Source organism: Mycobacterium sp. SMC-13, from assembly GCF_045311035.1.
GTDB lineage: Bacteria > Actinomycetota > Actinomycetes > Mycobacteriales > Mycobacteriaceae > Mycobacterium.
On the sequence record NZ_JBJIAI010000003.1, the window covers coordinates 191,006 to 203,957 of the forward strand.

The following is a 12,952-nucleotide window of genomic DNA, read 5'->3' on the forward strand; positions in this document are numbered from 1 at the left end:
CGGTGAACGGACCGGGGAGGGACCTGTTGATGCTGCGGGCTTTGGCGCTGTCTTCGGCGATGATCGTCGCGCTCACCGGCTGCGGCGGAGCGTCCCAGAATGCGAGCCGGCCGACCCCTTCGGCCACGTCGACCGATGACCCGTCGTCGGTCCCGTTGACGGATGTGGTGCCGGCAGTACGTGATGCGGCCGCGTCGATGAGCGTGGTCACCCATGTCTCCCGTTCGGGCGTCAACGACGGTGGCACTCACGTCTCGACGTCCATCTTCGTACCCAAGAGCAATCCGCCTGCCGGCGGCTACCCCATCGTCGCGCTGGCGCACCAGACGACCGGTCTGTCGCCAGAGTGCGCCCCGTCGCAGTCGGACACCCTGCTCGGCCTGGCGCCCACGGTGGCGGCGCTGTTGCGCGCCGGGTACGTCGTGACGGTGCCCGACTATCAGGGTCTCGGTAAACCGGCCGTCACCGACGACGAATACAACCACTACTACCCGTATCTCGACTCGGCGACAGCCGGTTACAACGTCATCGACGCGGTCCGCGCCACGCATGCCACGGTGCCGCAGACGTCGACGTCATGGGTGGCCCTCGGTTTCCGCGAAGGCGGGCAGGCCGCGTGGGCCGCCAACGAATTGACCGACGGCTACGGCAGCGACCTCAAGTTCCTTGGTTCTGCGAGCATTTCACCCATCTCCGAGGTCAACGGACTGGCCGACGCGGCGCAGAACGGCACGCTGAGCGATGCGCAGAAGATCGTCTACATCCGCTATCTGGCAGCCATTGGCCGCGAATACCAGTACGACATCGAACTCGATGACTACCGGCGCGGTGCCGCCGGTCAGCAGTGGGACGCGATGCTCAGCTGCCGGCCCGATGCACCCGCCGTGCCGGCGCAGATCACCGCGGCGGATCTCCGGCCCGCGGATGAAAAGGCACTGGCCGCGCTCCGCGCCTATCTGAAGAAGACCAATTTGCCGCAGGGCCCGGCGCTGGCCCCGATGCTCGTCATCTACAGCGACGCCGATCCGGTGAGCCCCGCGGCGTGGACCGACCGTGCCCTCGACGCGGCCTGCAAGATGGGCGACGCCGTCGCCATCCAGAAGCGGCCCGGTCCGCAGGCCGATCCGCTTGCGGCACTGGACTGGATCGGTGACCGGTTCGCCGGCGCGCCCGCCCCCGACGACTGTGGGGTCCGGAAGTGATGAATCTGTCGCTGACCCACGGTCTGATCCCCATCACACTGCAGTTGCTGGCGCTCATCGCCATCGCTGTCGCGGTCGGCCGGCACCGGTCGAAGAAATGGCTGAAACGTGCACTGCCGGCCGCGGTCCTGACGGGACTGGGCCTCGCCGCCGGAATGCGCCTGTTCGTCAAGGATCGGGGCTGGTCGGTCGACGCGGTGTCCTACCAATCCGTCTTCTGGGTCTTCATGACCGGATTCGCACTGGCGCTCGCCGTCGCGGGTTGGCGGGGTAGCAAGTGGGCTCGGCGGCTGGTGTCGGTTCTTTCGGTCCTGCTCGCCGTGGTGTGCGGCTTCGCTGCGCTCAATACCGCAACTGGCTACTTCCCCACCGTCAAGGTCGCGATGAGCCGCCTGAGCGACGCCAAACCCAAGCAGTGGATCGATGAGGGGCAACTGGCCGACCTGATCAAGAGCGGTGAACAGCCGGTCCGCGGCACGGTGGTCCAAGTCGATATCCCCAGTGACGCATCGGGTTTCGATCATCGAACCGAGTTGGTGTATCTACCTCCGGCGTGGTTCGCGAGCAACCCGCCGCCGCAACTCCCCACCGTGATGATGCTCGGCGCCGAGTTCAGTCACCCCAACGACTGGCTGGAATCGGGCGGCGCCCTCAAGACTCTCGACGACTACGCGGCGCTGCATTACGGCACCACGCCGGTCATGGTGTTTCCGGACACCAGCGGCAAGTTCGACAACGACACCGAGTGCGTCAACGGGCCGCGCGGGAACGCTGCCGATCATCTGACCAAAGATGTGGTGCCGTTTGTGATCTCGCACTTCAACGTCAGCCCCAAGGCCGCCAACTGGGGTCTCGTGGGTTGGTCGTCCGGCGGTACCTGCGCCCTGGTCACCGCGGTTCGCAACCCGGACATGTTCACCGCGTTCGTCGCACTCGACGGCCAGTTGGGTCCCAACACCGGCACCAAACCACAGACCATCGGCCGGCTGTACGGTGGCGACGCAGCCGCGTGGGCGGCTTTCGACCCGCAGACCGTGGTGACCAAACACGGCCGCTACGAACACATGTCGGCCTGGCTGGGGGTCTCGGGCGACGTCCCCACGGTGCACCACGCAGCCGGCGACACGTCACCGGATCCCGGTTCGATCGAGACGTGGGATCTGTACAACGACGACCGCGAACCAAACGCCAAGAAACTGTGCGCCTTCCTCAGCGGCTACCACGTCGAATGCTCTGTGGTCGGTTATCCGGGTGAGCACGACTTCGAATCTGCCGGAATCGCTTTCGCGAAGGCACTCCCCTGGCTGGCCCATCAGGTCGGAACCCCACAGGCGCGGCAGCGGTCGCTGCCCGGCGCGGACGACAACTGACGGGTCAGCCGGTGATCGACACCGGATCGTTGACCCGGTACAACCGCCAAACCGGTTGATCCTTACCGGCGTTCGGCACTTCCAGCTCCAGCGTCGCAACGTCGGATCCGGTCTCGTAGAGCGCGGGATACCGCTGATTGAGCGCGTCGGCGGCGCCCCGGCCCTTGTTCGGCACCGCGAGCATGTAACGCACCCGATTTGCCGTCGGATCATTCAGCATCGCGACGAAATCGGGATCGGATGGCACCACGAACCGTTTGGGATGTCGCGATGCCACGATGATCGCGAACGCGTACACCGGATCGGCCAGGATGGAGCCGTCGGGCAGGTCGATCCGGTCCAGATAGCGCGCGATATCGCGCTCGGTCGAGAACGTCGCCGCCAATCGGCGCTGGTCGAGATTGCGTTGGCCGCTCGCATTCGGGCCGGCGAACAGTGCACCCATCCCGTACTCCTGCGGCGCATATTTCGCCGAGGTCATCCCCCAGCCCGCAACCGGCAGACTCGCCGCCAACAACAACGCCGACAGGACATACGCCCACGTTCGCTTCTTCCCCGCTGCCAACGATGGATCCGCTTCCCGCACCGCATAATTGCCGAGCCGCACCGGGGTCCGCAGCCGCCCGTTACGCACACAGAAGAACGCGATGGTCGCGGCGAACGGGATCGCCGCGATGTAGAACCGCAGAAACGGAAACGTCGCGCCCTTGGAGAAGGTGTAGGCCTGGAAGCCCAGCACAGCGCCGAACAAGGTGACCGGGGCGACCAGCATGGTCCAGTATGTCCGGCCCCAACGCGCCACGACCGCCCAGATGAGCAAGGGGCCCAACGTGACCGACAGCAAGGTGATGGACGTCAGCGAATACAGCAGCGCCTCGAGTTTCGGCGGTGCAGAGCCCGCCCCTTCCTGCGCCAGGATCGATGAATTGCCGTACTGCGAACTGAACTGCGCGAACGCCAATCCGGTGATCAGCCAGCTCGCCACCGCCCAGCCGACGAACGCCAACGTGCCCGGGCCACTCACCAGAATCATGTCAAGCAGGGCCCGCTTGAACCGGGGCGATTTCCGCGCCCGCAGGTAGGTCGTCCCGACCACCAGGAACCCGGCCACCGCGATCACGGCGACAGCGTCGTATCTGGTCAGGTACGCCAGTCCCATCGCCACACCGCCCGCGGCAATCAGATGGTGGACGTCGTCGTCGACCATCCACATGATCAGCCGGCGCGTCGCCCAGACGATGAAGAAGATGAACGGCGCCTCGCTCATGCCGTTGGAGCCGTAGAAGACGATCATCGGGTTCAAGGCGAACAATGCGGCCACGGTCAGGACGAACCAGCGTGCGAGCCCGCGGTCCATGCCGATACCCAGAATCTGGACCACGGCGCCGGCCATGAACGTCGCCGACATCAGCGTGCCCGAGAACGCGCGTTCGGCCATGGGCGGCCAGATATTGCCCAGCGCCACCAGCGGAATCTGCAGTGCCGCGGTCAATGGCGTGAAGATGAAGCCGATCGCCGCGACGTGCGGAGAACGACTGAACAGCACACTCTGCGCAGCTTCCACTCGCGCGAGGGAGTCGCCGATGATGAATCCGTGGCGCACCTGCAGCCAGTACCCGACCGACACGTAGCAGGCGAAGCTGAGTACGAACGCGAACCACCGGACACGGCTGTCCGACAGCGACCGGCCGCTCACTCGGGGACCGCCGCATCCTTGCCGGCGTCAACCGCAACATCGGTCAACCCATGGAAGGTCTTCTCCCAGTACGACGGATTGCGGATCAGCTGATACGCCCCCTTGGCTGCCGCCACGCTCATCATCAGCCAGAACAGCGGCACAGTCAGCGCCGGCCACAACAGATCCGACCGGTCGTCCTCGCGCAGCGAGATCAGGCTCATGTAGATGGTGGCGATATTGCCGATCGACAACGCCACCAGCGCGGGAAAGTAGATGTACCAAGGGAACACGGCTTCGATCGCGGCCGGCTGCCCGAGGAACCAAAGCACCGTGATGAACCAGAACAGCAGGTTGAGCACCGCGATGATCGGCGTACCGAACAGCACGACATTGAACCGGACGAAATTGCGGAAACCCAAGGTCCGGAACAGCTTCACCGGCCGGCGCATCTGCACCAGCCAGGTCTGCAGGTAGCCCTTCAGCCATCGCGACCGCTGCCGCACCCAGTTGATCGGATCGCTGTTGGCCTCTTCCAGCGTCACCGAATCCACGACAGCGGTCTGGTAACCCGACGCCGCGATCCGCAGGCCCAGGTCGGCATCTTCGGTGACATTGTGCGGATCCCAGGCGCCGATGGTGTCCAGTACCCGGTGCATCAGGTGATTCGAGGTGCCGCCCAACGGAATCGGCGAGTTGGTCCGCATCAATCCGGGCAGCAGATAGCCGAACCACAGCCCGTACTCCGCGGTGAACCAGCCGGTCAGCATGTTCTGGTGGCCGTTGTAATAGGCCAGTTTGGCCTGCACACAGGCGGTGTTCTCGGGTAACTGATCGAAAGCGGCCACCACCCTGCGCAATTGGAGCGGCTCCGGAACATCCTCGGCGTCATAGATGGTGACGATCTCACCGGTGGCGAACTGCAGGCCGTAGTTGCACGCCTTGGGTTTGGTCCTGGGTTCGGCCGGCGGCACCAGCAGAATGCTCACGTAGTCGATGTCTGCGCAACCCTTCGCCGCGGCGATGGTGACATCGTCGTCGGCCTCCAGCAACAGCAGCACCTGGAGCTTGTCGCGCGGATACTCCAGTGCCGCCATGGAACCCACCAGGTGTGCCACCACCTCGGGCTCGTTGTAGGCCGGCACCAGAATCGTGTAGTCCGGCAGATCGGCGTCGGGAATCGCGCGGGCCACCTCGTCGGGGATCACGATCGCGCGTGACGCCAGTCCGGCCCGGAAGGTCAGCATCCGGTCGACCATCGACACGACGTAGGCCGCCGTGCACAACCCGACGAATGTCACCGCGGTCGCCTTGGGAAACAGGACCGCGGCGACCACCGTCAACCCGAGCAGCACCCACAGCGCGCGTTTCTGCCAGCCCAGCACCGCGACCGAGGCCGACCGGACCGGATCGTCGTCCCGGAGGCCGTTGACGGCCCGGTGCAGGGCCCGCTGCTTCTCTTCCTCGGTGACGGTGTCGACCGAGAGGACGGGCCTGCCGTCATATTTCGTCTTCATCGGGCGCCCGCCGATGAAGCAAGTTGAGCGACAACCAGTTTCCGTGACACCTCGGTCAGCATCTCGAGGTCCTTGAACTGCGCGTTGGCGTTGGTCACGGCCGCGTTGCCCCGGAACAGCACATTCACGATCGACCTGAGTACCGCGGGAATCGAATGGCCGGGCTCCGGCACCGGAGCGGTGTCGTCGTGGTTGTCGACGGCGAAGACCATCACCCGCTGGGCCGAGGTCCCGGCCCGCCAGGTCCACATCACGATGTTCCACGTGACCAGGGATCCGTCATCGGTGATCGAATACGCCTGAGCCAGCACACCTGAGCCGAGATCGACGATCCGCGGCGCGCTCATCCTGGCTCGCGGCAACGGATAGAGCGTGAGGCTCGGATAGACGTTGAGTGTCTCCGGCCGATCCGTCGACACCACGTCGATCCAGACCCGCCTTGGTGCAGAACGCTTGTCCCACTTCAGATTTCCTGAATCGGCCACGATCGTCTGCCGGATGAAGCGGCTGTCGTCGCCGTACAGGCCGGCAACCTTCGGGTATTCGTGCACATCCGTCTGGTGCCAGCCGGCCGGGACTACCAACGGCCGGCCGAAAGACGCATCCGACAGCGCCATCTCGCTCGGCCGGATCTCGATGGGCAGACGGACGAACGACAACAGCACGGCCACCGCAGCTACCATCGGAACGGCCAGCCACGCTTGTCGGGTGGCCAACGGTTCCACTCGGCTCTCGACGAATCGGACCGACTCCGTCTGCCGGGCGTAGATGAACATGGCTGCTGCTGTCCCGACCAGGGCTGTCGTCGCCGGAATGGTCTGGTACAGGAACAGTGGAGCGGTCGGTACCACCAACGTCATCACCGTCGCGACGGCGACGGTCACCACGAGTGCGCCTGCCGCCCCGATCATTCCGCGGCGCGGGGTGCGTCTGGTGCAGATCCAGGCCGCCCACATGGTGATCGGGACGGCGGCCACGGCATCGGCCCACCGGGTGTTGCCCAACAGCACGACCAATGCGTGATACGGCAGTGGCATGACCAGCGCCGGCATCGCCCACACCCACGCGTAGCGGATGATGGGGCGCAGTCCGAACATCACGATGGCGCTGCCCAGCACGAACAGCCACAACGCGACAAGATCCAGCCGCAACAGTGGGTAGTACAACGAGTAACGCGGTAGCAGTACGCCGTGCATCAGCAGCGCCATCCCCAGGACCATGGCGCCGGCGATGATGTCGGTCTGCCGGTCGTGGATGGGCAACTCGTGACGTTCGCGGCGGGCGATGCCGACCGCGGCGAGCACGCACGCGGCGAACAGCATCCAGATGTAGCCGTTGAGGCTCTCGCCCCGGGTGGCCCGCGCCAATTCCGCCAAGCTCCGGTGAAACGCCAGCCCGGTCATCGCGCCGATGAAAGCCCAACGCAGCACCAACCGGCCCACCGGCCCGCGCGCCCAGGAGCCCAACCGCGACGGTTCCCACTCGGCGGATTCCGGGGCCGCCGGCGCCGGGGCGGTCACGTCAGTCGGCCTTCTTGCGGCGGCGCACCAGCGCCAGGCCCAGCGCCGCGGCGCCCGCTGCCACCACCCCACCACCGAGCCACAGCGCCCACGCCGGCAGGCCCGGAGACGGGGCCTGCGCCTGCGTCGGGTCGGGTTTGACCAATACCGGGTCATGGCCCGGCATCGCCACCAGTGCCATGCCGTCCAGCGCCGACCAGGTCTGGTTATCCCGCCCGAGCCAGCTCAACAACGAATCCAGTTGGGCGGCATCACCGTTCGATGTCGCGACCAACAGCACCCGGCCGCCGTGGTAAAGCGTCTGCAGCGAGCCGAAGCGCTGCGCCGGGTCCAGCGTCAACGTGGCCGGTCCTCCCGCGCCGTCGCTGGCCGCAACTGTGATGGGCCCCTGTGCACCGGCCGATACCGGCAATGTGAGGTCGTTCTGATCCCAGCCGTCCGCCGCAATCAGCAGAGCCGGTTGCGCGGCGGAGAGGGCCTGCGGGAACGGCACCACCTCCAGGTCCAGGGGACGTGCGCTCAGCCGCTGCAAGCCGGCCACGATCTCGACGGCGCGCGCGGTGTCGGCAAAGGCGTTGCCGCCCTTCATGCCGACCAGCACCCGCGGCATCAGCGCCTGCGGCAAGGACTGAAAGCCCAGCGGGACAGGTGGATCGGCCAGTCCGCTCTGCACCTCGGTGGCACCGTCGATGGTCAGTGTGATCGGCTGGTACTCCCCGCATCGCCCGGTGTTGCCGGTCGCTTCGATCGCGACATTTAGATCGGTGAATCTGGTCAGCATTCGGTCGGGAATGTCGATCCAGCGATCGATGGTGCCGGTGTTGTCCGTCGCCCAGCGCACCAGGTTGTTGCCGCCGACGCCGACGGTGACCTGTCCGCCGAGATTCGACGGCAGCGGCGTGTACGAACCCTGCAGATGCACTCGGACGCCCCGCACTGCGCGGCCGATCCGGGTCTGATCCAGTGGGATCACCACCCGCGGGTTGGTCAGCGCCGTCGCGTTCACGCCCGGCTGCCCCAGGTCGCGGATGGTGGTGAGGTCCGGAACCAACTGGGCGACCGGAACCAGAGGCCCGGCAACGGCTTTCGAACTCAACGCCAGAGTCCACAGCTTGCTGGTCATCAGTCGGATCTGATTACTGATCGCGCCGGAGGGGCCGGTGATCAACAGCGATGGGAAGCCAGGCCCCGGTTGCAGCACAACACCGGTGTCCTTGCCCTCGCGGATCACGATCTGCCGTTCGAACGGTGCGGCTGCTGCCGGCGGTACGGTCGATCCGTCCAGGGTTCGCAGGGTGATCCTCGTCTGCTGCCTGCCGTAATGCGCGGCGATCAACGCCGTCAGCTTGACCGCGGAATCCGACTCGACCGAGCTCGGCGCACTCGGAATGAATACGGTCAGCTGTTGCAGCACCGGTGGCAGGAACTCGCCGACCGCCCGCGGTGGTGCTTCGGCACCCGCGAATGCCAGACCGATATCGTTCAGGCGCAACGGATTTGCCGGATCGAAAACGCAATTGTCCTGCGGTGGCGTCAGATTCACATGCAGCCGGATGGTCGCCGAGTTGTCGACGATCCGCACACCGGCCAGCGGGATGCTGATGGGTGCCCGGTCCGCCGTCGGCAGCGGGACACGGGCGATGGTCCGATCATCCTGGATGACGGTGACCACGCCACTGAGCAGGTTCGGCGGTGCGTCGACAAAACCGTTCAGCGCCACCGGCACCAGCCCAGCCGGCACCGGCAACGTCAGCGTCGTGTCCGCCTGCAGGCCGTAAAAGGCCAGGGATCGGCCAAATCCCAGTGAATCCAACGACAGTGACGCAGCATTCGACGTCCCGCCCGGAGCATCCCCGGGGGCCGCGTGCACGACGGCCGCCCCGCCCAAACCCAGCGCCAATACCGATAAACCGCTTATCAGAATCCTCGACAAACGAATCAGCACCGAATTCATAGTTGGAGAGTATTAGGAAAGCGGGGCGGAATCTGATCAATCCGGCGTAATCGCTGCGGTCCCATGGAATTCGAATCGCCCCTCACCCGATTCGGATGAGGGACGTGGTCAATTAGCGAGCAGACGCAGAACTGTCCATTTCAGCAGGGAGTCGACAGTTTTGCGCCTGCTCGGGAAATAACCGGGCGACCCATCTCTTGTCAGGGCAGCACCACCCGTCCCACCATGTCACCGGGCGGAGTATGAGCCGCACGTTCCACCGGTTCGACCGTCAGACCCAGCGCCGTGGCCCGCCCGATGTCCGAAACCATGACCGTGCGCGTCTCCCGGATCGGCGGACCCGACTGCACCGGAACACCGTCCTTCATCAGCCACACCTGGTACGCCATGCCCGACGGGGGCGGCGCGGCGCCATCGAACATCACCATGCCGTCCCCGCGCGTCCGCGAGTACACGACGGTCGCGGTACCACCGGGACGCAGGGCGGTGGAGACGCTGCGGACGTCCGGCGCTGTGATCACCTGTTCGGCGACCGGCGGCGCGGGCGGCGGCCGCAACATCCAGCCCGCGGCGAACGCGCTGCCGACCACGGCGAGTATCGCGGCCGCCGCCAGAACCGCTTTGCGCCAACGATGTTCGCGGACCTGACTCCGGTTGCTGCGCAGAACAGCATCTCGCAGCGCCGCCGGTGGCGGCACGGCCGTGGCGTCCGACAGTGTCCCGAGGGCCTCCCGAGCCTCGGCCACCTGAGCCCGGAATGCCGCCACCACCGGCTGGGGTGACTCAGCCAATCGCCGGTCGATCTCCGCGCGCTCGGCATCGGAGACCGCGTCGAGCGCGTACGGCACGGCCAGCTCCAGCAGTTCGAATTCCGACGGATCGCTCATGACTCCCCCAGACAATCACGCAGCTTGCGCAGCGCATCGCGCATCCGCGTTTTGACCGTGCCGAGACTCGTGGACAGCCGATCGGAGACCTCCACGTACGTCAGACCGTCGTAGTAGGCCAATTCGATCGCCTCACGCTGCGCGCCGGTGAGCGTGCCGAGGCAGCCCACCACCCGACGGCGATCGTCGCCCCGCACCGCCGCCTCGGCCACCACATCCGACGGCCTCTCGAGATGCGTTGTGCCGTAGTCCCATTCACGCCGAGTACCCGCGACCTCCGCACGTACCCGATCGACCGCCCGACGATGCGCCAACGTCATCAGCCAGGCCAGCGCCGAACCCTCGGCGGAGTCGTAAGCGGAAGCCGAGCGCCACACCTGCGCGTACACCTCCTGCGTCGTCTCCTCGCTGTAGCCGGGGTCCCGCAGCACCCGCAGGATCAGGCCGAACACCCGGGCGCAGGTCGCGTCGTAGAACGACGCGAACGCGTCGTCGTCCCCGTCGGCGACGCGGCGCAACAGGGCACCGAGATCGGGGGCATGCTCGGACGATGCGGCCATCGTCGAGCAGCCTAGCGGCATCGGTCAGTGCTTGGCCTGGGCGAGCAGCTCACGGATCATGCCCTCGGTGACGTCGTAGTCGCCTTCGCCGAACTTGAGATGGCGCACGACGCCCGCGGCGTCGATCAGGTAGCCGGCCGGCCAGTACTGGTTCTGGTAGTTGTGCCAGGTGTCATATGAGTTGTCCAGGGCGACCGGGTATTTGATGTGCAGGTCGGCGGCACCCTTGATGACGCCGGCACGGTCGTGCTCGAACTGGTATTCCGGCGTGTGCACGCCGATCACGGTGAAGCCCTGGTCCTTGTAACGGTCATACCAACCGGTGACGTGCTCGATCGCACGCTGGCAGTTGATACAGGTGTAGGTCCAGAAGTCGACGAGAACCACCTTGCCGCGCAAGGCTTTCAGATCGAGCGGCGCGTCACCGGGGGTGTTGAACCAGCTGTCGATGCCGACGATGTCCGGGGCGGTACCGCAGTCCTGCAGGACACTCGCACCTTCGGCACAACTCGACAAGCCGACGCCGGCGGGCGCGATGCGCGCCTGCAACGTCGCGGTGTAGTCGGGAATCTTCCGCTGCACCGTGGCGGGCAGATTCAGCGCCAACGCCACCGCGGCGACCAGCGTGACCACCCCGGCAGCAACCCGGACCTGCCGCTGGCGCTGTTGAAATGCCTTGATGCGCTCGGCAACTCGCTGTCCCCCCAGAGCGAACAGCAGCAACGGCAGTGCGGTACCGACGGCGAACGACGCGGTCAGCGCGACGGTGTCCAGCCCGATGTGGCCGGTCGCCCCGGCCACCACGATGGCCGCCAGCACGGGTCCCGCGCACGGGGCGTAGAGCACGCCCAGCGCCAGCCCGAGGCCGAAACCCTTACGGCTGCCGGCAATGTCACGTTGCGGCAGGCGCGCGAACGGCGCTTCCAGCAGGCGCTCGACGCGCGGGAAGATCAGCCCGACACCGATGGCCGTGAGCGCCAGCAGGCCGGCCCAGCGGATGATGTCGGCCGGCAGGTGCAACTGTTGCAGCACGACGGTCCCGACTAGGGTCACCACGCTGAAACTCAGGACGAGTCCGGCGATCACCAGATAGGGGCGGCGATTGGTGCCGGAGAACAGGACCACGGGCAGGACCGGCAGGATGCACGGCGAGATGCCGGTGATCAGTCCGCCGAGGAATCCGATGAGGACGAGTGTGTGCATGCCCCGTATTCGGAGCCGGCGCCGATCCGGATTGGATTGCCGCCCGGAATTTCCCGCCGAATGCAAAACTGCCCCTCTCCCGAAGGAGAGGGGCAGTTCTATGTACGTGCGAAGGCCTACTTGGCCTTCTCGAGCACCTCGACCAGCCGCCAGCGCTTGCTGGCCGACAGCGGACGGGTCTCCATCAGCGAGACGCGGTCGCCGATACCGGCGTCGCCGTTCTCGTCGTGCGCCTTGACCTTCTTGGTGGTCCGGATGATCTTCCCGTAGAGCGGGTGCATCTTGCGATCTTCCAGCTCGACCACGATGGTCTTCTGCATCTTGTCCGACACCACGTAGCCGATGGCGGTCTTGCGGCTGCCGCGCTCGGTCTCGGTGGCCGGCGTGTGCTTGGGGCCCTTAGTTTCTGCCATGACTAATCCTTACCAACCGGCCCGGACGCCAGGCCCAACTCACGTTCGCGCAGGATCGTGTAGACCCGCGCGATCTCCTGCCGCACGGTGCGCAGCCGGCGGTTGTTCGACAGCTGACCGGTGGCCATCTGGAAGCGAAGGTTGAACAGCTCTTCCTTCGACTCGCGCAGACGCGTGGTCAGCTCTTCCTCGGTGAGCTCACGCAGTTCACCAGGCGTAACTCCAACTGCCATCAGAACTGCTCCTCTCGAGTCACGATGCGTGCCTTGATCGGCAGCTTGTGGATGGCGCGGGTCAGCGCCTCCCGGGCGATCTTCTCGTCGGGGTAGCTGAGCTCGAAGAGCACGCGACCCGGCTTGACGTTGGCGACCCACCACTCCGGCGAACCCTTACCGGAACCCATGCGGGTTTCGGCAGGCTTCTTGGTCAGCGGGCGGTCCGGGAAGATGTTGATCCAGACCTTGCCGCCACGCTTGATGTGCCGGTTGATGGCGATACGAGCGGACTCGATCTGCCGGTTGGTGATGTAGGCATGGCCCAGGGCCTGGATGCCGTAGTCACCGAAGCTGACCGAGGTGCCGCCGCTGGCGATACCGCGCTGCTCCGGGTGGTGCTGCTTGCGGTGCTTGACCTTGCGGGGAATCAGCATGC

The 12,952-nt window shown here is 66.0% G+C and carries 11 protein-coding genes and 1 pseudogene; 2 read left to right on the plus strand and 10 right to left on the minus strand.

What is annotated here, in order from left to right:
* Window positions 1–29 precede the first annotated feature (29 nt).
* Together ACJH6I_RS07075 and ACJH6I_RS07080 are read left to right on the plus strand one after the other, a co-directional pair.
* Complete coding sequence (locus ACJH6I_RS07075) at window positions 30–1,202, plus strand: lipase family protein (RefSeq protein WP_226519487.1); 1,173 nt, start codon at window positions 30–32, stop codon at window positions 1,200–1,202.
* Window positions 1,202–2,572 (plus strand): alpha/beta hydrolase family protein, encoded by a 1,371-nt coding sequence (locus ACJH6I_RS07080; protein WP_226522246.1) that lies wholly within the window; start codon window positions 1,202–1,204, stop codon window positions 2,570–2,572. The genes ACJH6I_RS07075 and ACJH6I_RS07080 overlap by 1 nt, the downstream gene beginning before the upstream one ends.
* Window positions 2,573–2,576: 4 nt before the next feature.
* Here ACJH6I_RS07080 and ACJH6I_RS07085 read toward each other — a convergent pair whose 3' ends face one another.
* The 10 genes and pseudogenes from ACJH6I_RS07085 to rplP all read right to left on the minus strand — a co-directional run bounded on the left by ACJH6I_RS07085 (window position 2,577) and on the right by rplP (window position 12,950).
* Complete coding sequence (locus tag ACJH6I_RS07085) at window positions 2,577–4,268, minus strand: glycosyltransferase family 39 protein (RefSeq protein ID WP_226519488.1); 1,692 nt, start codon at window positions 4,266–4,268, stop codon at window positions 2,577–2,579.
* The gene (locus tag ACJH6I_RS07090) at window positions 4,265–5,764 is read right to left on the minus strand and encodes a glycosyltransferase (protein WP_226519489.1); all 1,500 of its coding nucleotides are present in this window, start codon (window positions 5,762–5,764) and stop codon (window positions 4,265–4,267) included. Before ACJH6I_RS07090 ends, ACJH6I_RS07085 begins: the two co-directional genes overlap by 4 nt.
* Window positions 5,761–7,284 carry a hypothetical protein gene (locus ACJH6I_RS07095; protein WP_226519490.1) on the minus strand — a complete coding sequence of 508 codons (1,524 nt, stop codon included), beginning with the start codon at window positions 7,282–7,284 and terminating at the stop codon, window positions 5,761–5,763. The genes ACJH6I_RS07090 and ACJH6I_RS07095 overlap by 4 nt, the downstream gene beginning before the upstream one ends.
* 1 nt (window position 7,285) lies before the next feature.
* Window positions 7,286–9,184: a hypothetical protein gene (locus tag ACJH6I_RS07100; RefSeq protein ID WP_318985761.1), complete on the minus strand. Its 1,899-nt coding sequence runs from the start codon at window positions 9,182–9,184 to the stop codon at window positions 7,286–7,288.
* A 254-nt stretch (window positions 9,185–9,438) separates the two neighbouring features.
* Complete coding sequence (locus ACJH6I_RS07105; RefSeq protein WP_226519492.1) at window positions 9,439–10,125, minus strand: RskA family anti-sigma factor; 687 nt, start codon at window positions 10,123–10,125, stop codon at window positions 9,439–9,441.
* Window positions 10,122–10,685 (minus strand): ECF RNA polymerase sigma factor SigK, encoded by a 564-nt coding sequence (sigK, locus tag ACJH6I_RS07110; protein WP_226519493.1) that lies wholly within the window; start codon window positions 10,683–10,685, stop codon window positions 10,122–10,124. Before sigK ends, ACJH6I_RS07105 begins: the two co-directional genes overlap by 4 nt.
* A gap of 39 nt (window positions 10,686–10,724) precedes the next feature.
* Window positions 10,725–11,888 (minus strand): annotated as a pseudogene (locus tag ACJH6I_RS07115) (cytochrome c biogenesis protein/redoxin); the annotation flags it as partial.
* 116 nt (window positions 11,889–12,004) lie between these two features.
* Complete coding sequence (gene rpsQ / locus ACJH6I_RS07120) at window positions 12,005–12,301, minus strand: 30S ribosomal protein S17 (RefSeq protein WP_212806911.1); 297 nt, start codon at window positions 12,299–12,301, stop codon at window positions 12,005–12,007.
* 2 nt (window positions 12,302–12,303) lie between these two features.
* Entirely contained in the window at window positions 12,304–12,534 is a 231-nt protein-coding gene (gene rpmC / locus ACJH6I_RS07125; RefSeq protein ID WP_061002778.1) for a 50S ribosomal protein L29, read from the minus strand.
* The gene (gene rplP, locus ACJH6I_RS07130) at window positions 12,534–12,950 is read right to left on the minus strand and encodes a 50S ribosomal protein L16 (RefSeq protein ID WP_020101406.1); all 417 of its coding nucleotides are present in this window, start codon (window positions 12,948–12,950) and stop codon (window positions 12,534–12,536) included. Before rplP ends, rpmC begins: the two co-directional genes overlap by 1 nt.
* Window positions 12,951–12,952 lie beyond the last annotated feature (2 nt).

What these genes read in the sequence shown, in the direction of transcription:
- ACJH6I_RS07080 (WP_226522246.1), top strand. Translation starts at nt 1,202, where the DNA reads ATGAATCTGTCGCTGACCCACGGTCTGATCCCCATCACACTGCAGTTG.
- rpmC (WP_061002778.1), bottom strand. Translation starts at nt 12,534, where the DNA reads ATGGCAGTTGGAGTTACGCCTGGTGAACTGCGTGAGCTCACCGAGGAA.
- ACJH6I_RS07090 (WP_226519489.1), bottom strand. Translation starts at nt 5,764, where the DNA reads ATGAAGACGAAATATGACGGCAGGCCCGTCCTCTCGGTCGACACCGTC.
- sigK (WP_226519493.1), bottom strand. Translation starts at nt 10,685, where the DNA reads ATGGCCGCATCGTCCGAGCATGCCCCCGATCTCGGTGCCCTGTTGCGC.
- rpsQ (WP_212806911.1), bottom strand. Translation starts at nt 12,301, where the DNA reads ATGGCAGAAACTAAGGGCCCCAAGCACACGCCGGCCACCGAGACCGAG.
- ACJH6I_RS07105 (WP_226519492.1), bottom strand. Translation starts at nt 10,125, where the DNA reads ATGAGCGATCCGTCGGAATTCGAACTGCTGGAGCTGGCCGTGCCGTAC.
- ACJH6I_RS07075 (WP_226519487.1), top strand. Translation starts at nt 30, where the DNA reads ATGCTGCGGGCTTTGGCGCTGTCTTCGGCGATGATCGTCGCGCTCACC.
- rplP (WP_020101406.1), bottom strand. Translation starts at nt 12,950, where the DNA reads ATGCTGATTCCCCGCAAGGTCAAGCACCGCAAGCAGCACCACCCGGAG.